At 56.9% G+C, this 23094-nt stretch carries 7 protein-coding genes and 3 pseudogenes; 7 read left to right on the top strand and 3 right to left on the bottom strand.

What is annotated here, in order from left to right:
* Positions 1 to 119 precede the first annotated feature (119 nt).
* Positions 120 to 5003, top strand: a complete 4884-nt coding sequence (locus EIP93_RS12065; protein ID WP_125232757.1) for an AvrE-family type 3 secretion system effector — start codon at positions 120 to 122, stop codon at positions 5001 to 5003.
* A gap of 35 nt (positions 5004 to 5038) precedes the next feature.
* On the top strand, positions 5039 to 5461 hold the full coding sequence (locus tag EIP93_RS12060) for a type III secretion system chaperone (protein ID WP_103860610.1): 423 nt from the start codon (positions 5039 to 5041) through the stop codon (positions 5459 to 5461).
* 20 nt (positions 5462 to 5481) lie between these two features.
* On the opposite strand, the gene EIP93_RS12055 is transcribed toward EIP93_RS12060, so the two are convergent.
* Positions 5482 to 6147: a GntR family transcriptional regulator gene (locus EIP93_RS12055; RefSeq protein WP_103860611.1), complete on the bottom strand. Its 666-nt coding sequence runs from the start codon at positions 6145 to 6147 to the stop codon at positions 5482 to 5484.
* A gap of 339 nt (positions 6148 to 6486) precedes the next feature.
* Here EIP93_RS12055 and EIP93_RS12050 point away from each other — a divergent pair.
* From EIP93_RS12050 to EIP93_RS12040, 3 genes and pseudogenes are all read left to right on the top strand, one after another.
* Positions 6487 to 8150, top strand: a pseudogene (locus tag EIP93_RS12050) (ShlB/FhaC/HecB family hemolysin secretion/activation protein).
* Positions 8151 to 8200: 50 nt separating this feature from the next.
* Positions 8201 to 19669 (top strand): two-partner secretion domain-containing protein, encoded by an 11469-nt coding sequence (locus EIP93_RS12045; protein ID WP_241229554.1) that lies wholly within the window; start codon positions 8201 to 8203, stop codon positions 19667 to 19669.
* Between the two features lie 43 nt (positions 19670 to 19712).
* Positions 19713 to 19994 (top strand): annotated as a pseudogene (locus tag EIP93_RS12040) (transposase); the annotation flags it as partial.
* Here EIP93_RS12040 and EIP93_RS12035 read toward each other — a convergent pair.
* On the bottom strand, positions 19982 to 21187 hold the full coding sequence (locus tag EIP93_RS12035) for an ISL3 family transposase (protein ID WP_102119601.1): 1206 nt from the start codon (positions 21185 to 21187) through the stop codon (positions 19982 to 19984). The pseudogene EIP93_RS12040 and the gene EIP93_RS12035 overlap by 13 nt on opposite strands.
* A 99-nt stretch (positions 21188 to 21286) precedes the next feature.
* Between EIP93_RS12035 and EIP93_RS12030 the strand changes: the two are divergent.
* Positions 21287 to 22209 (top strand): annotated as a pseudogene (locus EIP93_RS12030) (IS3 family transposase); the annotation flags it as partial.
* Between the two features lie 71 nt (positions 22210 to 22280).
* Positions 22281 to 22883: a hypothetical protein gene (locus EIP93_RS12025; RefSeq protein WP_044209654.1), complete on the top strand. Its 603-nt coding sequence runs from the start codon at positions 22281 to 22283 to the stop codon at positions 22881 to 22883.
* Between the two features lie 46 nt (positions 22884 to 22929).
* Here EIP93_RS12025 and EIP93_RS12020 read toward each other — a convergent pair whose 3' ends face one another.
* Complete coding sequence (locus EIP93_RS12020) at positions 22930 to 23067, bottom strand: SymE family type I addiction module toxin (RefSeq protein WP_044209657.1); 138 nt, start codon at positions 23065 to 23067, stop codon at positions 22930 to 22932.
* Positions 23068 to 23094: the final 27 nt, after the last annotated feature.

The following is a 23094-nucleotide window of genomic DNA, read 5'->3' as shown; positions in this document are numbered from 1 at the left end:
TATTAAGTGAGGGAAGGTGTGATGTGGTTCCCGATCGGGGAAGCGAAAGATGTCGGGAACTGAAAGGAGAACATGACCACTTAACCGACACGATCACTTCATCATCCTTGGAACCTGTTATGCAGAAAATCCAGCATGTTCAGCCCGGTCTATCCACGTCGGAAATTGCACCTGCCACGTTAGCGAAAACATCGTTATCGCAGGGCACTAGCACCAGCGCGAGCCAGAAAGGTGCGCAGTCCCTGATTCAGCAAGGTTTGCATGATAAAAACAAACCGCCCGAGCTGGAGCAGGGAAATGGCAGTTCAGTGAAGAGCCAGGACTCGCGTTCGACCACCTTGCGCGAGCTCTTTTCATCGGAAGGCGCGAGTCAGAGTGTACCGCGCGCGTCGCGTGATTCACTGGCATCGGGTGGGCCGATCCAGAGCCTGCCGCGTTTTGCCTCTACCGAAGCTGCTGAGATCAAAATAAGCGGTAGTACGACCTCTACACCCGCCGCGAAATCCGATATCACGCTGGACAGCCACGGTAAACTTCAGTTCGGCAAAGGCTTGCCGGAAGCCTTAACCACGCTGCTACAACAGACTATCGGGAAGAATAGCCAGCCGTTCGTGGCCCACCATGAAAATCAGGATGCGCAGCAGCACGCGCTAGCCGACAAATCAGGGCGGCTGTTCGTTATTCAAAGCGATGACAATCAGCATATTGCGCTTCACAGCAGCGGCCGTAGCGCGATGCCAGCGGGCAAACTGAGTGCGGGTAACGTACAGCTGGAGTCCACGCCGGAGCGTATTGCTCTGAAAACAACCGCTGGCGAATCTACGAGTGTGCCGCTATCCGGTCGTATGAACCACGAGCTGCTGACCGGTGTCCACCGACAGCCCGCTTCTGCGTCAGGCGCGGGTGAGCAACTGCGTCTTCATGACGGCAAGCTCTTTGCATTGAATACCGAGTTTGGCGTCTGGCAGCAAAGCAGCGATGTCGCTCACAGCCAGTTATCCCGGCAGGGGGATGGTCAGCTGTATGCCGTCAAAGACGACCACACGTTGAGCAATTTGTCGTCGGGGACGGCGTCATCAACCTTCAGCGATAAAATTACGGCGTTTTCTGCCAATCAGAACGGGCAATCTGCCGTGCTGACCGAGCAGGATCACCTTACGCAGTTGCATCTGATGAGCAAGTTGGATGCCACGCCGCAGCCGGTGGCTCTTAAGCTGGAAAATGGCGAGCCCGTGTTTGCGAAAGCGGTGAGCTTAACCGCTGAACATCTGCTGATTGCCGATAATGACGGCAAACTTTACCACGCACCGCTGCCAAAGGCGGGTGAACCGCACGCCACATTAACCTCAGCCAGCACGCCGGAACTGAATGCAGTGCTGGGCGACGACCATCGTATTACCGGATTTGCCCATGATGAACATGGCCAGACGCAGGCGCTTGCCACCGATCGTCAGGGACAAAAGCACGTCGCCCCGCTGGGGCAAAATGGGCTGTCGCCAACGCCGGGGTGGAACCTGAGCGACAGTCTGGTGGTGGATAATAAGCTGGGGCTGACCACGGCAGCGCCCGAGGCGAAAGACACCTTAGATCTGGGACGACTGGGGCAGATCGGGCTACAGGAAGGCAAAGTCCATTTTTACAACGGCAATACCAAAAACTGGGAGGCATCCAGCGTTGAAGCCAGCCAGCTCAAGCGCGGGCTGGACAATCAGGCTTACACGCTAAAAGACGGTGAAATCAAGCCGCTGTCCATCAACCAGAAATCCGATACGTTTGCGCACGGCGACAATACTGTGTTTGCGTTGCCACAGGTGCGTATGACGCCGTCGGCGGGCACCGCGCTCCCTGGCATCGACAAGGACGATGGCGTCTCGGCGATGGCGGTGATCAACCGTAATAAATTTATTGCCGTCGATAAACAGGGCGATCTGCATTTCCACCAAATCAAGCCGGGAACGGATAAGATCGCCGCGCCACCGCTGGCGTTGCCTAAAAATGGCTTGTCCGGTGAGATACAGGACATCACGCTGGATCACCAGCAGACGCTCTTTGCCCTGAATAAAGACGGGCAGCTTTTCCAACTGCCGAAAACCGACTGGCAAAATGCGGCGAATCACGACAGTGCACAATGGCAGCCGGTGAAGACGCCGGTAGAAGGCAAAGTGAGTTCGTTGGGCACGGACGCACAGCATCATTTGCAGATTGCGCATGACGACCATGAATTACACACCCAGCAAGGGAACGCGTGGAAAACGACCGTGCCAAAAGGGGAGGCGCCGTTACCCGCAGAGCCTCGTGACGCAGAAACGGTGTTTGGCCGACTGGATGTGGCGACAAAGGGAATGAAAATACCGTTAACCGGGGTAACGGTTAAAGCCGATGTTCAGGTTTTGGGTAAAACGGGTGAAGAGTCGCAGCAGGTTAAAAGTAAGCTGTCCGATCTGGTCAGGGCCCACATTGTCTCGTTCACGTTGGATATGCCGCGACCGATAAAAACCTTTGCCGACCATGTTCAGCACCAGCTCAACGGGCGTGAAGGCCTGAAACCGGTGTACGACATGCAGACTGAATTACTGAAAAAGCTGGACACGACGACCAGTCAACCACAGGGAACGGTGACAGATCTGGCGACGAAGATCGACAAGCTGGATCTGGGGGATAAAGGGAAACCGCTGGTGAACCTGTTAAAGCAGTTCCATACCGAACTGGAAAGCAGTTCGTCCAAGGCGGCGCTGCTTATCGGCAGACAGCAGGGCGTGGTGAATGATAACGGCGTGATGAACACGGAAGGCAAGCCTGCCAGCCTGCATAGCAGAGAAAAAGATCTGGCTCCGGTGTTGCTGGCGGCGATGGAAAGCCATCCGTCATCGAAAACGAGTACCGCTGCGACGCTGCTAAAAACCTTTGTAGACAGTAAAACGCCAATAGCCCAAAAGCCGAACAGCGAAGCGTTTGGGCAGCAGCGGGATACCAGCGATGCACTGTCACTGGCGAAAACGCGGTTGGTGCTGGATACCCTGGCGCTGGGGGACTTGCATAAGCTGACGGATCGAATCGGTGCGCTATCCGGCACGTCGCCGGGTGAGGCGGCGCTGGCATCGATGATGAAGGAACTTAACGCGATGCGGCAGGGAGATTACGGCGAAAACCCAGTGAAGAAGATGACCGACATGGGGTTCACCAATCATAAGTCGCTGGAGGCGGATTACGATTCGGTTAAAACCTTTATGAAAGCGTTCAGGAAAGAAGAGAACGCCGTCAGCGTCACCTCAAAAACCGTGATGCAGGCGGCCAGCCAGACGGACATGATCGATAAAATGAAGTCGACCGTGCTGTCGCTGGATAGCAACGAAAGCATTGCCTTTAACCGAACCTATGGCGGCGGGGCATCCATGTCGTTTGTGGTCAGCGGCACACCGTTGCCTTTCCCGCCGGTGCCGGGTGGCGGCGTCAGCGGCGAACGAAATTACAACCTGAGTTTTTCTCGCGGTGAAAACGGCATCAATGTCGCTTTCGAGCGTTCGGGCGGCATTACCGGGAAAGTGAGCTATTCCGGCGGATATGACGTCAGCGAGTATCTGACAGGAAAAACTTCGGCGCAGATGACACAAAATATTAACAGTAAACACAGTTTTGCACCGGATGTCCGTGCCTCCTTCGGCGTATCCGCCAGCCTGCAAGTCGCACAACAAAACGCCCTGAACTTTACCCTTAGTGAAGAAGAACTACCCGGATTTATTGACGGCCTGTCGAGCGGCACCATCAACCCGCTTGCCCTGTTGGATAAAGGGGAACAGCACAGCGTGAAGGCGGGTAAAACGGTCAGCTTCAATCTGGATGGCAATGCGGCGCTGGAACTGCGCGGCGGCATCAATCTGACGGAAAAAGGCGCGGCCCCAACCAGCGCCACGTTACGCGGATCGGTTGGCGTGACGGCGAGTGCCAATGTGCTGTCTGCCACCAGTTCCTCCAGCGTCGCGCAAGGCGAGAAATCCACCACCTATACGGAATCCGACAACCGTTTGCGCTTCATGAATCAGGCTGCAATGGGGGCAAACGCGACGCTCAGCGCCGGAGCCGCCAGAACCACGCCTGATGGCACTGTCCCGTTCTTCACCTCGGCCAGCATTGGAGTAAATGTGGCGGCTGACTCGCGTACTAACCAATCGATTAGTTTGGGTATGAAGAAAGCCGAGCCGCTGGAGAAAAAGGATATCGACGCGCTGACTAAAACGCTGAACTCTGCCTTTAACGACCCAGCCAGCCAGCTCTTAATTGACGGTGTGAAAAAGATGGCAGAGCCGGACGATCAGCTCGCCATCCTGAATGAACATTTTGCGGATAAAACGGCAAAAACCGACGATCAACATCAGGGATTGATGAGCTTGAAAAAGCTTAACGTGCGGCAGGATGTTGCACAGCGTGACGGCGCTACATTGGATAGCGTCAAACACACGACGTCCTATACCAATCTCAGCAAACTGACGGAAAACGGGCTGTTTCAGGTGATCGGTAACCACTTGTTCTCTTCGTTGCCGCCAAGCAATGCCGACCGCATTAATCAATTGATCGCCGACAATCCGGCGCTGAAGGACATTGTGGGCCGCTTGCAGGATAACGACAGAGCCTCGGTGACGGTCTCGCTGGAACTGAAAGACGATGTGCGGGAAAAGATCGAGAAGGGCATTCAGAACAAGACGCACGGTAAGGATGACGTCATCGCGCTGTTTAAAGACGGCAATAATTTGCGACTTGCCAGTATTGAAGTCTCGAAGGCGGTGAAGAAGAGCGAAGGGTTCAATACCCCGGCGGTCATCATCAACGCGTCAAGCAGCGCGGGCGTCAGTATGAATAAACTGCTCGGCAACGTCAGCTTTAGCTACGGACAGGATCAAACCGTGCCGCAAAGTTACAAACTGAGCGGCGAGATTGCCAAAGCCAATTCTGCTACCGCTAACGCGTTGCAGCAGCTCCAGCAGGAAGGCCTACAGCTTAACGGTTAATCGTAAATAACATGCGGTGATTAAAGGAGAACAGGATGACACCCACACAACAGCATATTACTCGGCTATTACGCCATTACGGTGCGCTCAGCCGTACTCAATTGGGCTTGCAGGACGGCATCTGCTCGCTACGCGAACCTGACGGTCAGGAGGCGGTGGTGTTGGAAGTCCCCGCCAGCAGCGGCGTGCTGCTATTACACAGCGATGTGATGCGATTTCAGGGGGAGGTTAGCACGGCGGTGTATCAGTTCATGCTGATGCTTAACTTTGAAATGGCGGCGATGAAAGGCTGCTGGCTGGCGCTGGATGAGAACGCGACGCTGCGTTTGTGCACTCAGCACACCGCAGAATCGCTGGACGAGCCGAGTTTTACTGCGTTGCTGCCTGCCTTTATCAGTCAGGCCAAAGAGACCCGACTGTTGATTCGCGGCTTATTACCACGGTTCATCGCGGCGTAACGTGATTGAGCCACGGCACGCTATTGGTCGATGGCAATAAAAGCCAGCATCGTTTCGCTGCCGTCCAGAATATCGGATTGGATAGCCTGTCGAGCGGCGCTGGCATCACGCTGCTTTAGCGCCGCGAAGACCTCTTCGTGATGTTCGATCGCCATCTGCACGGAAAAATGCGCATAGGCCTGTGCAATTAGCGGGCCGGTGCGCATCCACAGGCTGCCGATAAACTGCGTCAATAGCGGCATACGCGCCGCCTGCGCCAGAAACAGGTGAAATTCGCTATTTAACCGCAGCGCTTCGCGTAGATTTTTCGCGTCAATCGCCAGACGATTCTGGCGAATATTCTCTTCAATCTGCTCCAGCATCTTCGGCGTAATGTATGCAGCAGCCTGCTCGGCTCCCGTGCCTTCCAGCGCCAGCCGCAATGTGCGGATCTCAATAAACTGGGCCTCGGTCAATTGAGGAACGCGAATATCGCGTGGCGTCTTGAGCACCAGCGCCTGTTCTTTCGCCAGTTGCAGGATCGCATCTCGTACTGGCGTGACGCTGGTACCAACCTGTGCGGCAAGCTCCCGTATTCTCAGCCGATCGTCCGGTTTGAGTTGGCCGGTAATTAACGCCTCACGCAGCATGGTATAAACGCTGGAGCCCAGATAGCTGTGATTGATCTGACCAATTGGATAATTCACTGTTCCCCCAGAGAGAAGCGCTGCGCAACGTAATGAGATAGAGATGTGGGTTGATACCGCAACGACCCGCGGCGATGAGGCGTTAATATACAATATGATGCATCAACGACGCTATGGGGGGGAGATATCGCACGGGTGAAGAATCGACAAGAAAAGGTCATGAAATACGCAGTATCGTATGACGAGGTGTAACCAATCTAAAATTATTGGTTAAGGAAGTATTTTATCGCGACTTAACGCAAACCGATTGTCATAAAATTATATATTACCTGACATATTGAGCTTGGTAATTAACGGTTCTACTATGCCGAAAAAATTATTATCATCAGGGATGAAGCCATGCGTGGTTTTTTCAGGCTGATCGTTATCATGCCTGCGCTATTTTCTTATACCGTATTTTCCGCGCCGCTTAATCCGGCAGACAGAAATGACATTCAGCAGCGGCAGGCCGAGGTAATTGATCAGTCTCGGCAACAGCGTGATGAATTATTGCAGTTAAATCAACCTCAAACGACGATAAATCCAACTAGCGGAAGCGATGCCGGACACTGCTTTTTCATTAAGGATATTAATTATCACAATAGCTCCTTGCTGCGTGAAAAAGATAAAAATAAGTTAAATAAAGATTATATTAATCGTTGTCTTAATGTTAACGATATAAATCAGCTGATTCATGATGTCAGTAATTGGTATATCGAGCGGGGGTATATCACTAGCCGAGCCTTTATTGCTGAGCAAGATCTTTCTGGCGGTGTATTGCAGATCGATATTCTGGAAGGCCGTCTCGAATCTATTAATATTAATAATCAATCAACGTGGGCATTAAAACAGGTTTTTCCGGGGTTGGAAGGTGACATTCTCAATCTTCGGGATATTGAGCAGGGCATGGAACAGCTCAACCGCATGCCGACGCAGCAGGTAAGCATCGAATTCAGCCCGGCAGCCAGCCTGGCTATTCCATCGTGAACCTTACCAGTAAAAAGCAAATTCCGCTGACGGCAAATATCGGTTTTGATAATAGCGGACAGAAAAGTACCGGAGAACGCCAGCTCAGTGGCGGCCTGTGGGCGGATAACGTGCTGGGGCTGGCCGACCAGTGGTTTGTCAACGGCGGGCACAGCAGCGAGTTTCGCGATAGCCGTAATGTCGAGAGCTTACAGGCCGGCGTGTCGCTGCCCTATGGTTACTGGACGCTCAGCTACGACTACTCCCAAAGCCGTTATCGCAACGATTTCATCAACCGGGATTTTGTCTGGCATTCAACCGGCGACAGCCAGACGCACCGCGCCACGCTGTCACGCGTGGTGTTTCGCAACGGCGACATGAAAACCAGCCTCTCGGCGGGCCTGTCGCACCGTATCGGACAGAATTACCTCAACGATGTCCTGCTGCAATCCAGCAGCCGTAAACTCAGCAGCGCGATTATCGGCATCAACCACAGCCAGAAACTGTGGGGCGGGCTGGCGACGTTCAACCCGGCTTACAGCAGAGGAACGCGCTGGTTCGGCGCGGAAAGCGATGAAGGGAAATCTGATGATGCGCTGCGCGCCGAATTTAACAAGGTGACGTTGGCGGCCAGTTATTACTACCCGATTGCTGACAACCTTCATTACCTCACCAACGTCTACGGTCAGTATTCACCGCAGCGCCTGTATGGCAGCGAACAGGTAACGCTGGGCGGGGAAACCTCCGTGCGTGGTTTCAAAGAGCAGTATCTCTCAGGCAATCGCGGTGGCTACTGGCGCAACGAAGTCAACTGGCGGGCGGCGCAGTTGCCGCAGCTGGGCAGCGTCACCCTGACGGCAGCGGTCGACGGCGGGCACCTCTTCTCGCATCAGGCGGACAGTGAATCGGCGGGTACGCTCTGGGGAGCCGCGGTAGGCGTGGGTGTCGCGAATCAATATCTATCACAACAAATCACGCTTGGCTGGCCGTTGGCACACCCCGATTGGCTAAAACCGGATAGCGCCGTGGCGTATTACCGCGTTGGGCTTTCTTTTTAGTTTTTAACTTTTTGTTGTTCATCATTAGTCATTAAGGCCGGGGATCAGGGATGAAACCAGTAAAAACCACACAGCGCCTGCTGGCGTATACGCTGATCAACCTGATTGCGTTTCAGCCGCTGCTGCCGGCGATGGCCGCGGGCGTGCAGGTTGCGACGGGCAATACCGCGCTGGATCAGGCTGGCAACGGCGTACCGGTCATTAATATTGCCACGCCAAACAGCGCGGGGATCTCCCACAACCAGTACCGCGATTTTAACGTCGACAAACCCGGCCTGATCCTGAATAACGGCACGGAACAGCTCAATCCGACCCAGCTCGGCGGGCTGATCCAGAACAACCCCAATCTGAAAGGCAAAGCCGCCGACGCCATTATCAACGAAGTGGTCTCCACCAACCGCAGTACACTGGCGGGCTACCTGGAAGTCGGTGGCAAGCAGGCCAGCGTGATTGTTGCCAACCCGAACGGCATTACCTGCGACGGCTGCGGCTTTATCAATACCCCGCAGGTGATGCTGACCACCGGAAAACCGCAACTGGACGCGCAGGGGAACCTGCAACATATCGACGTGAAGCGCGGCGATATCACGCTGACCGGGCAGGGTCTGGACGCGAGCAAGAGTGATTACCTCAGCCTGATAGCCCGCACCGCGCAGATTGATGCCGGGCTGAATGCCAACGATACCCGGATTGTGCTAGGGGCCAATCAGGTTGATGCGACGGGCAAGGTGACGGCACAGGCGGCGGACAGCGGTGTGGCTGGCAGTAATGTGAAAGTCGCGCTGGATACGGGCGCACTGGGTGGCATGTACACCAACCGCATCACGCTGGTGTCCAGTGAGAAAGGCGTGGGCGTTAACGTCGGCAATCTGAGCGCGCGCAGCGGCGATATCACGCTGTCGGCGAACGGTAAACTCAGCCTCGGCGATGCGGTAGCGCAGGGCGCTATTCAGGCCGAAGCGGACACGCTGGCGCTGCGGGGCAAACAGCAGGCGGGCGAGGCCCTGACGCTGAAAGCCAGACAGGACATCACGCTGCAGGACGCGACGCTGCGTGCTGGACAAAATATCGAATTGGCATCGGGTGGAGGACTCAAAGCGCAAAACAGCGTCATCAGTGCCGGCGTCGATGCGCAGGGCAAGGTCAAGTCAGCGAACCAATTATCGATAAACAGTGACGGCGTCACGCTTGCGGCTGCCCAGCTTGCCGCGGGAAAAATGACGATCGATGCAGGGCAATCGCTGCAGCAGGATGCGCAAAGCGGCCTCAAGGCGGAGTCGGTGCTTGAGATGCGCGGGGACACCGTGTCGCTGGCAGGCAGCGCGGGCGCTGAAGAGGTGCGGCTGGAGGCGACTACCCTTAACGGCACTGGCAGCGCGCAATTTCAGGCGAAGAACAATGCCACGGTGCGCGTGACGCAGCAGGGCGACTGGCAGGGGAGCCTGACCGCCGGTAATGCGCTGGTCATTGACGGCGGACGTCTGGTGCAACGCGGCACGCTGGCAGGGAAGAGCCTCACGCTGACGCTGGATACGCTGGACAACCGCGGCGATATTGCCGCGCTGCAGGGCCTGACGTTCAGCGGCAACGTATTGACGAACAGCGGCACGCTGGCGGCGGCAGAACGGTTGACGGTTAACGCGCAGCGTCTGGACAACAGCGGATTACTCAGCGCCCGGAATGACGTGAAACTTGAACTGCAAACGGTGCTGAACAATCAGGGCAACATCCTGACGGATAATCAGCTGTTTTTGCTGGCCGACCACCTCACCAACGGTGGCACATTGAAGGCTGCGACGCTGACTGCGCAGGCCACCCGGTTCACCAGTCAGGGCGACGTCACGGCAAACACACTCGACCTGACCAGCCAGACGACCGAAAACCACGGTGTTATCAACGCCCAACAGATGCTGTCGCTGCACGGTGGCAGTCTGGTGAACCGCGGTACGCTCAGCGCGGGTGAAAAGCTGGCGCTGACATTGGGCGGCACGCTGGATAACCGCGGCCTGATGCAGTCCGGTCAAACCCTGCAGGTTACCGCCGACCGTCTCAGCAATGACGGTACGCTTACTGCCCCCGCCTTACAGCTGCATACTGGCACGCTCGCCAATCAGGGCACGCTGCAGGCCGACCACGCGCTGCAGCTTGATGCCACGCGTTCGCTGACGCAATCCGCTCGCGGCACGCTGCTGGCGGGCACCGACCTGACGATAAATGCGGTACAGGTGGAGACCGATGGTGCGATTCAGGCGCAGCAGTTCCTGCTCAATGCCGCGCGCTGGCTTAATGCGGGCAAAACCAGTATTACCGGCGACGGACAGATTACCGCTACGCAACTGGACAACCGCGGCAGCCTGCTGGCCACCGGAAACTGGACGATTAACAGCGAGGCTGCCAGCCATGCCGGGGTGTTACAGGGCCATGCTCTGGCTATTCAGGCGACGACCCTCACCAGCAGCGGGCAGGCACAGGCGCTTGGCGCGGTGAACCTGACTGTCTCTGATACCTTTACCAATAGTGGCGACTGGCTCAGCGGGGAGGCGCTGCGCCTTCAGGCCACGAAGGCCGAGAACCGGGGATCGTTGCAGGCGTTAACCCTGACGGCAGACGGTGAGTCACTCAACAACCGCGGCACGATGAGCGGTATCAATAACCTGTCGCTCTTCTTAACTGGCAGTCTGGATAACGCCGGTACGCTGCAGGGCAACCAGCTTCGTGCGGAAGCGGCACGTCTTACCAATCAGGGCACGCTTCACGGCACCGATGCGCTGACGCTGGCGATAACCGGCAACCTGTCGAATCAGGGGGAGTTGCTGAGTGAGGGCGACAGCACCACGTCGGCACACCGGGTTGATAATCAGGGGACCTTGCAGGCGAAAAATGTCGCGCTGCAGGTGAATGAACTGGATAACGCGGGGAAAATCTTTGGTGTGTCCTCGCTGGCGCTGACGGCGACCCACGGGCTCACCAACCGGCAAGCGGGTAAACTGCTGTCTCAGGGCGCGGCGACGTTAGCGGCGAAAGGGGTCGTTAATGCCGGCGAATGGCAGGCGAAAGCTCTGACGCTGGCGGCAGAGAATCTGACCAATGACGGTCAGATCCAGGGGGATGCCTCCTTATCTCTGACGCTGCCCACCACTGACGGCAAGGGCACAGTCGTTAACCGTGGCACCGTGACGACAGGCGGGGACGCCACGTTGTTCGCGCGCCTGATGGATAACCAGGGCACGCTGTCCAGCCTGGGGCGCACTGAACTGACTGGCGCGTCGCTGATTAACGACGGCCGTCTGGTGGCGGCAACAGGGCTGTCGCTGCGCGGCGACTATCAGGGCCGCGGCCTGCTGAATACGGCGGGTACGCTGACGCTGCACGGCGACACGCTGGTGAATCACGGGCACTGGGAAAGCCGGGCGCTGTCCCTGCGAGGCCTGACGTTGACCAATCAGGGGACGGTGCTGGGCAATACGGTCGCGATGTCCGTGGAGCACCTGTTTAACCACGGCGACATCACCGGTGTCGATACGCTAACGCTGTCGCTCGGCGACAACCTTTACAATACCGGTGCGTTGCGCAGCGATAGCCTGTCTGTTGCGGCGGTGGACGTGAACAACCGTGGCGAGTTGCAGGGCATCAAGCATTTGCAACTGGATGTGGCGGGGTTATTGGATAACGCAGGGATAATCAGCGCCAGCAACACGCTGGCGGTGACGGCTGGCGACGTCAACCAGCGCGAGAAAGGCACGCTGGAAGGGAAAGCCGTCACGCTGGATGCCGCATCACTGGTCAATCAGGGCAAGATGCTGGGTGTGGACGCGCTGACGTTGTCGATTGCCGGTAACCTGTCCAATGACGGTAGCCTGCTGACACAAAAAGCCAGCGTGGTAACTGCACAGCAGGTGGACAATAGCGGTCTGGTGCAGGCCGGGTCCCTCTTGCTTGACGCGGATGAGGTCACCAACGCCGGGCAACTGCTGGGAATTGACGCGCTGTTCATAACCGCGCAAAACGGGTTTAACAATCAACAAAACGGGACACTGTTTACGCAGGGCGCGGCGGTGTTACAGGCCGCTCGGGCAGAGAACCACGGCGAGTGGCGGGCAGATAACCTGATGCTGCAGGCGGCCAGTTTCACCAACGTGGGACGGGTGCAGGCCGAAGGTGATATCGACATCACGGTCGCGCCTGTGCGCGCTGTGCGCCAGCACGCACTCCTGCCGATGGCGCTGTCGCTGGCGGCAGATGTTCAGCAACTCAACGCGTCATCCTCACGCCAGCGTGGCGGAGCAACAGACGGTGTGCTGGACAACCGCGGCACGCTGGTATCTGGAGGCGACACGCAGCTGCGCGCGACGCAGATAACCCATCAGGGCTCACTCGCCAGTAACGGCGCGGCAACCCTTATCGGCGAGACGGTGGAGAATGCCGGAACCGTGCTGGCCGTCACCTCGCTGTCACTGGCGGGAAATTATCAGGGCAGCGGGTCGCTGCAGACGGACGGGTTGCTGGACTGGTCCGGCACCACGCTCACCAACCGCGGGCGGTGGCAGGCGAACGCTATCCAGCTGCAAGGGCACGCGCTGGAGAATCAGGGCACGCTGCTGGGGCAGCGGACAGCGATTACGGCCGATACCCTGTTTAACGGCGGCGAGATTGCCGGCATTGATGCACTGCAACTGACCGTTGCTGACCGTCTGACCAATCAGGGCCAGCTTTATGGGGCGACGCTGGGGCTGTCGGCGACTGACCTGTTCAATCAGGGTGAGGTTTCTGGTGACGCGCTGCATCTGACGCTGCTGGAAACGGTACACAATCGCGGCCTGATGAGCGGCAGCCAGCGGGTGCAGCTTGAGGCGGATCAGGTCGAACAATTAGGTTCGCTCGAAAGCCGCCAACTACATGTGCAGGCGAACGCGCTGGACAATCAGGGCACGATGCTGGGCGCGGATGCGCTGACGCTGGCCATTCACACCACGGCGCGTAACAGCGGAAAATGGCTGAGCCAGGGCGACAGCACGCTGACCGCCAACCGACTGGAAAACCGTGGGCAATGGCAGGCGAAGACGCTGACGCTGATGGCGGATGACGTCGAGAATGCCAGCCAACTGCTGGGACTGTCGGCGCTGTCGCTGACGGCGAAAAATACGCTGAGCAATACGCAAACCGGCACGCTGCTCACGCAGGGCCTGGCGGTGCTGAACGCGGCCGAGGCGAGCAACGAGGGCGAGTGGCAGGCGGACAGCCTGACGCTGGACGCACAGCAACTGACCAACGTCGGCCATATTCAGGGCGACAAATCACTGAAGATGACGCTGGCAAACGGTGAATTGCACAATAAGGGCACGCTGTGGAGCAAGCTCGCCACTGTTGCTGCCCGTACGCTGACTAACGACGGCACCCTCACTGGCGCGACCGGGCTGCAACTGACGCTGGATGACGCGTTAACCAATCAGGGCACGCTGAACAGCCATCAACTGACTGCGCAGGCCGACAGACTGGACAACAGTGGGAAAATCAACGGCCTCGACCGTCTTGAACTGACAACCGGCAATAGCCTCACCAACCGCGGCACGCTGTACGGGGCGGCGGTGACGCTGAACGCCAGCGACCTGACCAACCACGGCACGCTCACCGGCGTCGACAGCCTGAATCTACATCTGAATGGGACGCTGAATAACACGCGTGACATCAGCAGTACTGCGCTGACGCTCAAGGCCAATGACGTCGTTAACCACGGCACCCTGACGGGCGTGAACGGGCTGAAGCTGGATCTCGGCAATCATCTTGATAATCAGGGCGCGCTGAACAGCCAGGCGCTGACCATTACCGCCCGCGATGTGACCAACGACGGTCAACTGAACGGCGCACGCGACCTGCAGCTGACGCTGGACGGCACCCTGACCAACACCGGTGATCTCACCAGCCAACGAGCAGGCATCACCGCGGCGGACGTGCTCAACCACGGTCAGATGCTGGGCTCGGACGATCTGCAACTGAATGTGCGTAATAAACTGGATAACCGCGGGCTTATCAGCGGCAGCACCACGCTGGGCGTGGTGGCGAACCATATCGACCAGCAGGGCACGCTGGAAGCCCGTAAGCTGAAGGTGGACGCGCAGACGCTGGATAATCAGGGCAAAATGCTGGGCGTGGATGCACTGACGTTGGCAATTGCGGGAACGGCACGCAATCAGGGTAAATGGCTGAGTCAGGGCAGCAGCACGCTGACGGCAGATCAGGTTGAGAATCACGGGCAGTGGCAGGCGGGCGACATCACGCTGCAGGCGGCTGACCTGACCAACCGTGGGCAGATTTTTGGTCTCAATGCGTTGTCATTGACCGCCGCCAACGGCCTGACTAATCAGCAGAATGGGACACTCCTGTCGCAGGGTATTGCTGTTTTACGCGCGGCGACGGTGGCAAACGACGGCAACGCGCAGGCGGACCGCCTGACGTTTGAAGCCCAGCAACTGACCAACCGCGGGCGCATTCAGGGTGACAACGGGTTAGCCATCGTGCTGGACCGCGCCAACCCCGCCAGCCGGTTAACCAATCAGGGCACGCTGCTCTCCGGCGGCGACAGCTGGCTGAGCGCCAGCCAGCTCGACAATCAGGGTACCGTGTCCGGCGTGGGTAAGCTGACGCTCGACAGTGGTGCGATAAACAATGCGGGCAGCGTGATTGCTGACGGGGCGCTGTCGCTTGATGGCGACTATCAGGGCACGGGCCTGCTGCATACTGCCGATACGCTGATGCTGCGCGGTAACCAGTTGCGCAATAGCGGGCGCTGGGAAAGCCGGGCGCTGGCGCTGGACGGTGGTGCGTTCAACAACACCGGCACGGTTATCGGTGAGCGTGGCATCACGCTAGAGCTGCGCGATGGCCTGACAGTCGGCGGTACCGGTCAGTTGCTGACCAACGGTGCCCTGCAGGCGCAGGCAGACACGGTCACGAACGACGGATTCTGGCAGGGCAACACGCTGACGCTGACGGCGGATGACGTCGGGAATGCCGGCCAACTGCTGGGACTGTCGGCGCTGACGCTGACGGCGAAAAATACGCTGAGCAATACGCAAACTGGCACGCTGCTCACTCAGGGCCTGGCGGTGCTGAACGCGGCCGAGGCAAGCAACGAGGGCGAGTGGCAGGCGGACAGCCTGACGCTGGACGCGCAAAACCTGAACAACCGCGGGCACATTCAGGGCGACAAATCACTGAAGATGACGCTGGCGAATGGAGACGTCACCAATCAGGGGACGCTGTGGAGCAAGCTCGCCACTGTTGCTGCCCGTACGCTGACCAACGAAGGCACCCTCACCGGCGTTGACGGTCTTCAACTGACGCTGGATGACGCGTTAACCAATCAGGGCACGCTGAGCAGCTATCAACTGACTGCGCAGGCCGACAGACTGGACAACCGCGGGAAAATCAACGGCCTCGACCGCCTTGAACTGACAACCGGCAACAGCCTCACCAACCGCGGCATGCTGTACGGGGCGGCGGTGACGCTGACCGCCAGCGACCTGACCAACTACGGCACGCTCACCGGCGTCGACAGCCTGAATCTACATCTGAATGGGGCGCTGAATAATACGCGTGACATCGGCAGTAACGCGCTGACGCTCAAGTCCAGAGATGTATTCAATCAGGGCACCCTGACGGGCGTGAACGGGCTGACGCTGGATCTCGGCAATCAGCTTGATAATCAGGGCGCGCTGAACAGCCAGGCGCTGACCCTTGCCGCCCGCGATGTGACCAACGGCGGACAGCTGAACGGCACGCGTAGTTTGCAACTGACGCTGGACGGCACCCTAACCAACACCGGTGAACTCACCAGCCAGCGGACAGGCATCACCGCTGAGGACGTGCTCAACCACGGTCAGATGCTGGGCTCGGACGATCTGCAACTGAATGCGCGCAACACACTGGATAACCGCGGACTGATCAGCGGCAGCACCACGCTGGGCGTGGTAGCGAACCATATCGACCAACTGGGCACGCTGGAAGCGCGCACGCTGACGGTCGACGCCGGGACGCTGAACAATCAGGGCAAGATGCTGGGCGTGGATGCACTGACGCTGGCGATTGCGGGGACGGCACGCAATCAGGGCAAATGGCTGAGTCAGGGGACCAGCACGCTGACGGCGGGTCAGGTGGACAATCACGGGCAGTGGCAGGCGAGCGATATCACGCTGCAGGCCAACGATCTGACCAACCGTGGACAGATTTTTGGTCTCAACGCCCTGTCGCTGACGACCACCCACGACCTGACTAATCAGCAGAATGGGAAACTCCTGTCGCAGGGGATGGCTGTTTTACGCGCTGCGGGCGTGACAAACGACGGCGATGCGCAGGCAGACCGCCTGACGTTTGACGCGCAGCAACTGACCAACCGCGGGCGGATGCAGGGGGACCACGGGTTAGCCATCACGCTGGACCGCGCCAACCCCGCCAGCCGGTTAACCAATCAGGGCACGCTGCTCTCCGGCGGCGACAGCTGGCTGAGCGCCAGCCTGCTCGACAATCAGGGCACCGTGTCCGGCGTCGGTAAGCTGACGCTCGACAGTGGCGCGATAAACAATGCGGGCAACGTGATTGCTGACGGGGCGTTGACGCTTGACGGCGACTATCAGGGCGCGGGCCTGCTGCATACCGCCGACACCCTGACGTTACGTGGCAATCAGCTGCGCAATAGCGGGCGCTGGGAGAGCCGGACGCTGGCGCTGAACGGCGGTGCGTTCGACAACACCGGCACGGTTATCGGTGAGCGCAGCATCACACTGGAACTGCGTGACGGCCTGACGGTCGGCGGCACCGGTCAACTGCTGACCAACGGTGCCCTGCAGGCGCAGGCTGGTGATGTCACTAACGACGGATTCTGGCAGGGCAACACGCTGACCCTGACGGCGAACAACCTGACAAACGGCGGGTCGTTGATCGGTCAGGACGGTCTGCGTCTTGATTTACTGAACACCTATCAGGGAAGCGCCCTGTCTCGTTTGCTGAGCGACGGCGACGCCGTTATCACGGCCGACCGCCTGACGCAGCGCGGTGAGGTAGTCGCGGGCACGCTGAGCCTGACCACCGGCACGTTGGATAACGGCGGGCGCGTGCTGGGCAGCAACGGCCTGACGGTCACAAACCGGGATGAACTGATTAACCGTGCCGGGGCGGAACTGCTGACCAACGGCGCGGGCCGTCTCGATAGCGGCACGCTGAACAATGCCGGTACGCTACAGGCTAACGATCTGCAACTGCGTGCCCGCGAGATGGATAATCAGGGTCGCATTCAGGGCACCGACGCGCTGCGCCTGCTCGACGTGCTGCGCTATGTCGGCAATAAAAGCAGCCAACTGCTCAGCAAAGGCGTGGCCACGCTCCAGGCTAAACAGGCAGATAACGCCGGTTTATGGCAGGCGGGTACGCTGACGCTGAACGGCGACATGTTCAGCAATAGCGGCACCGTGGCGGGGCTGAACAGTTTGTCGCTCAATGGCGACGTGCTGAAAAATCAGGGCGAGTTGTTCTCGCAGGGCGCGGTGACGTTGATCGGCACGGCGCTGGAGAACGGCGGCACGCTGACGGACGTGGGTGGCTTTACGCTGAATCTCACCGACCGCGTCGATAACCTGGCCACGGGGCGATTGCTCAGCGGTGGCGTGGGCCAACTCACGACCGGCGTACTGAGCAATCAGGGGCTGTGGCAATCGGATGACCTGCACCTGACCGCCCGTGACCTCGATCAGCAGGGCAATCTGCTGGGCGTCCAACGTGGGACGCTGCAGCTGACCGGTGCCTATCAGGGCGCGCAGGGCAGCCAACTGGTTAGCGGCGGTGAGCTGAGCCTGACGGCGCACGATATTACTAACCGCGGTCAGGTGCAGGGCCGCACGCTGACGCTGGATGCGGAGGCACTCACTAACCACGGCACCCTGCGCGGCGACCGTGCGATTAACACCACCGTCACCAGCCAGTTCAGCCATGCGCCGCAGGCGCGTTTAAGCAGCGACGGCACGCTGAGCGTGCAGGCGGCCACGTTGAATAATCAGGGCGACATCAAAGCCGTGACCACCACGCTGACGGGGAGCACCATCACCAACGGCGGCACGGTACAGGGCACCGCCGCGCTGCAACTGGATGGAAAAGAGAAGATTGTCAACCAGCAGGCGGGGCAGCTGTTATCCGACGGCACCACCACGCTCAATGCGCCCGTGGTGGACAACCTCGGCTGGCTGCAGGGGCGTGGACTGGTGCTCAACACCGCGCAGTTGACCCAGCAGGGCAGCCTGATGGCGCAGGACAAACTGACGCTGTCCCTCCCGCGGTGGGTGAATCACGGGCTGGTGCAGGCCGGTGAACTGGAGATTATCGCCGATGAACTGGATAACCACGGCACGCTGCTGGGGCTGACACAGCTGGCGCTGCAGACGCAGCGTCTCATCAACCGTCAGGGCGCGAAGCTCTACAGCGCGCAGGATCTGCGCCTGAAAACCCAGGAACTGCAACAGGACGGGCAACTGGTGGCGCTGGGCAACCTGAGCGCTGAACTCACCGGGCCGCTGACCTTCACGCAAACCATGGCCGCCGGGCAACAGCTGGCGCTAAACGTGGCGGGCGATCTCGACCAGCGCGGGACGTTACAGGGTCAATCCGTCCAGTTGACCAGCACTGGCACGCTGACCAATCAGGGCCGCATTCTGGCAGGCGGTGGAGACTCGCGGATCAGCGCAAAAGACATTGTACAGGCAGAAGCAGGTAGCGTTCAGACCGGCGGTAATCTGGCACTGGTGAGCGACAATACGCTGAATAACAAAGGGCTGATTGGCACCACCGGTGACCTGCTGATTCAGGCGGGGAGCGTGTTGCATAACAGCAGCATGCTGTATGCGGGCGGCAATATGCGCTTGCTGTCGGATTCCCTGACCAACGTGTTCGGCACCATTCTGGCAGGCAATAACCTGTGGGTGCAGCGCGATGCGCAGGGCAACGCCAGCACCTCGCTGCTCAACAGCTCCGGCACCATCGAAACGCAATCCGGCGATATCACGATTAATACCGGCACGCTGACCAATCAGCGTGAAGGGTTGGTGGTGACGGAAAGTGAATCTACTGCGGAATCGGTGCCGGATTGGGCTAAAGGGCAAAATGTAAATATCCCACTTAGCTATTTCGATGCACAGGGCTATGAATATGGTGTCTATTATGAGTTCGACGCTACGTCCATATATGGCTATTACGATGTATGGTATGTCCCTCTGGATGAATACAAAGTACAAAAAATAGTAGTCTCTTCCCAAGACGTTAATGTAAGAGCGAATGGCGATATTGCAACGATATATTCGGGAAAAGATCTTTTCTCTACTGTTGGTTTATTGATAAACGATGCCTCTTCAATATCAACCAATGGAAATATGTTTCTTAGTGGCAATTCATTAAAAAACTCTTCATATCAGGCAGGCAAGTTCACAGAAACGTTAACCTATAAGTTCTCATGTAGTGGCACACTGAATTTGGCCACCTGAATAGAGGTGATATCATCACCTCACAGTCAAAACAGGTGACATTATGACCGGACGTAACAGACGTAATTTTAGCCCCGAGTTTCGCCTCGAAGCTGCCCAGCTTGTACTCGATCAGCACTACACCGTTGCCGCCGCTGCTACGGCAATGAATGTCGGCAAATCCACGATGGACAAATGGGTTCGACAACTGAAAGAAGAGCGAGCGGGAAAATCACCCACTGCTTCACCCATGACACCTGAGCAGATTGAAATACGTGAGCTAAAGAAAAGACTTCAACGCGTTGAAATGGAAAGGGATATATTAAAAAAGGTTCATCGCGCTTTACCGGGGAACGCTGCTTTAATTTTCAGGAAGAAGTAGTCGTTATCCCGGTATCCATAAGCCATTCGCTTTAGTACCTTGATTTTGTTATTCATCCCCTCCAGCACACTCGTATTCAGACGATGTTCAGCACTGGCGATTATCCCGCTCACGTAGCCCTTGAGCTTATCTGCAAACTGCTGCAGCGCTTTTATATCGCTCTCCTGAGACTGCCTGTACCATTCATCCCAGCGATGCCGGGCGACCTCCTTATCCGGCGCATACCACAGCTCTTTCAGCGCAGTTTTCATCACGTACACGGTGTTCAGCGGCTGGTTTGCCTCCAGCAACTCTGCTAGCTTTACATCATGACCTGCTGGCAGATTTTCAGCGTTACGCAGCAACAGCCAGCGACTGCGCTTGATAACCTTCCGGGCTTTCGCGTTGTCACGTAGCTGATTCGCCTGGTCAACCCGCACCCTGTCGATGACCTCGCGACCGAACTTCGCCACCACGTGGAACAAGTCATAGACCACTTCCGCCTGTGGGCATTGCTCCCTGACTTCAAGGTCCAGCGCCGTGTTCATGTCCATTGCGACAGACTCGATAGCCGCGCAGCCTTCCGGTCCCAGCCAGGTGAAGAACGGGCGGAAGGCCGCGCGGCTGCGACCTTCCCCGACCCACAGCACCTGCTGCGTATCAGCGTCCACGACCACAGTGGCATAGCGATGACCTTTAAACAGGGCGAACTCATCCATTATCAGGCGACGAAGTGTATGTCGCTCTGGCTCCTGCAATTCCCGACGCAAACGGCGGAGGTCGATATTCTTGATGGTGTGCCAGTGCAGGCCAGTCAGCTGTGCTACGTGCTTCACGGGGAGTAGACGGCTAAGAGACTCAACCCAGACTGATAATGTAGAGGTGTAACGCTGCCTCTCAGGCAACCAGGAGATACGTTCGGTGGCAACACCGCAGCAGGCGCAGCGAAGACGACGAACAGGAACCAGAAGCGTGACGCGCCAGTGCAGCAAATCCCGCTCACGAACCTGACGTACAGAGACATCATGAACGGCACAGTCTCTTCGGCCACACCGGCGGCACTGGGGTGTAAAACTGGGTTCTGGGCGAAGCGTAATAAGCAGCGCATCAGATGAGGAATGGGAAAAGGAGTCAACGGTAAAGCCTTCCCAGAAAAGGGAAGAGAGGTTAGCATTCATGGCAGACGGCGGTTGAGTGGTCGGTTAGTGTTTTGGCGAATACAAAACTAACCACTTTTACCGCCGTTTTCTATTGGTTCACGCTTAAGCGCGATGAACCTTAAAAAAGGCTACCGCGCTCTTGATGTCAGACTCCCTGAACAATTCTCATTAGTTGAGAAACTCAGGGCGCGGTTTCCTGTTGCCGTTGTGTGCAACGTGTTTGGGGTTCATCGCAGCAGTTATAAATACTGGCGGCAGCCCAGGAAGCCTGACGCCACGAGAGTGGCATTACTGAGCCTTGTGCGTGAAGTTTATCGCGAAAGTAACGGCTCAGCAGGAGCGCGAAGCATTGCCGCGATGGTCACCACTAAAGGTATAAAACTGAGCCGCTGGCGGGCAACAAAGCTGATGAAAGCGCTCAATATTATCAGCTGTCAGCAACCCAACCTGGCCATCGTTATAAGAAGGCGTCTAAGGAACACATTGAGATCCCTAATTATCTGGATCGCCAGTTTGCTGTTACCGAGCCTAATCAGGCCTGGTGCGGTGATGTGACTTATATCTGGACGGGAAAACGCTGGGCTTATCTGGCTGTAGTACTCGATTTGTTTTCCCGTAAACCGGTTGGCTGGGCGATGTCATTTTTCCCTGATTCAGCACTGACAGGTAAAGCCCTGTCGATGGCCTGGGAAGCACGGGGAAAACCGGCTAATTTACTGTATCACTCGGATCAAGGCAGTCACTATACCAGCAGGAATTTCAGGCAGTTACTGTGGAGATATCAGATAAAGCAAAGTCTGAGTCGCCGGGGAAATTGCTGGGATAACAGCCCAATGGAACGGTTCTTCAGAAGCCTGAAAACAGAGTGGGTACCGGATAATGGCTACGCGAATTTTAGCCAAGCCAGCACGGCAATAACGAATTACATCACAGGATATTACAGCCAGCTCAGACCTCATCAATATAATGGTGGTTTGACGCCGAATGAATCAGAAAGATTGTTCTGGAAAAACTCTAAAGCCGTGGCCAGTTTTTGTTGACCACTACAGGGATAGATTGATAGAACAAAACTCATCGAAAGCTCGCGTATTAACGAAAGAGGAATTTCTGAATGAATTCGGAAAATGACTATCAGAATTTACTCGATGCCATTTTTAATGGTGATAAAGATATTGCTATCTTTGTTGTAGATAGTATTCATTACTATATTGTTGATAATAAAGATAATTACTGTATTGATGTTAGGTCTGAGTATAAGGAATATATAGCTAAAGGATGGATGAAAGAGTCTCTCTATGACGAGGCAGTTAGCTCATTCAGGAATGGAGTTCCTGTGTTATCTAAGGATACTTTTAAAGATTACATAACCAGAAATGATGTTGCTGTTTATACAGTGGACTGGATGAGGTCATTCTTTATATTAGGCAGAGATAATGAACGCCTTGTAAGTTTTTATGATTACATTGAGCGTTTTTTGTCCACATTAACAGAGCCTGTGTCAGTTGAGTGGGATAGTTGGAGAATGCGGCTACCTAAGTTTTACATCAATTTTGACAAAAAAATATATCGCCATACTGATTGGGATCGAAGTCATGAGACGTCTGTACCATCTGATTGGAGCGCCCAGGCGAATAGTGATTTTGGCTTGTTAGTGCCAGACAAAGAGCAATACTGGCTTATTAGTGGTATGAATTTTTGGAAACTACAGATGTAAAAATAACGTTCCCGGCTCTTAAAACAGGCCGGGATTTTTTTGCCTGTCACTCAGCCGCAGGCCGTATCACCAGTTGGCCGTGTTCAACGGTAACGATAACCGGTGTATCGGTCGCAAATCCTGCCGCCTCCAGCCAGTTGCCCTGAAGGTGCAGGCTGGGGCTGCGGCTGTAATAGCGCGTCATATCGTTGCGGTCGGCGTGACGAAGGCA

It is taken from the genome of Pectobacterium versatile, assembly GCF_003932035.1.
Lineage (GTDB): Bacteria > Pseudomonadota > Gammaproteobacteria > Enterobacterales > Enterobacteriaceae > Pectobacterium > Pectobacterium versatile.
The sequence above is the reverse complement of the archived record's forward strand: the minus strand, read 5'-3'. Positions and strand labels throughout refer to the sequence as shown.

What these genes read in the sequence shown, in the direction of transcription:
- EIP93_RS12065 (WP_125232757.1), top strand. Translation starts at nt 120, where the DNA reads ATGCAGAAAATCCAGCATGTTCAGCCCGGTCTATCCACGTCGGAAATT.
- EIP93_RS12060 (WP_103860610.1), top strand. Translation starts at nt 5,039, where the DNA reads ATGACACCCACACAACAGCATATTACTCGGCTATTACGCCATTACGGT.
- EIP93_RS12045 (WP_241229554.1), top strand. Translation starts at nt 8,201, where the DNA reads ATGAAACCAGTAAAAACCACACAGCGCCTGCTGGCGTATACGCTGATC.
- EIP93_RS12035 (WP_102119601.1), bottom strand. Translation starts at nt 21,187, where the DNA reads ATGAATGCTAACCTCTCTTCCCTTTTCTGGGAAGGCTTTACCGTTGAC.
- EIP93_RS12025 (WP_044209654.1), top strand. Translation starts at nt 22,281, where the DNA reads ATGAATTCGGAAAATGACTATCAGAATTTACTCGATGCCATTTTTAAT.
- EIP93_RS12020 (WP_044209657.1), bottom strand. Translation starts at nt 23,067, where the DNA reads ATGACGCGCTATTACAGCCGCAGCCCCAGCCTGCACCTTCAGGGCAAC.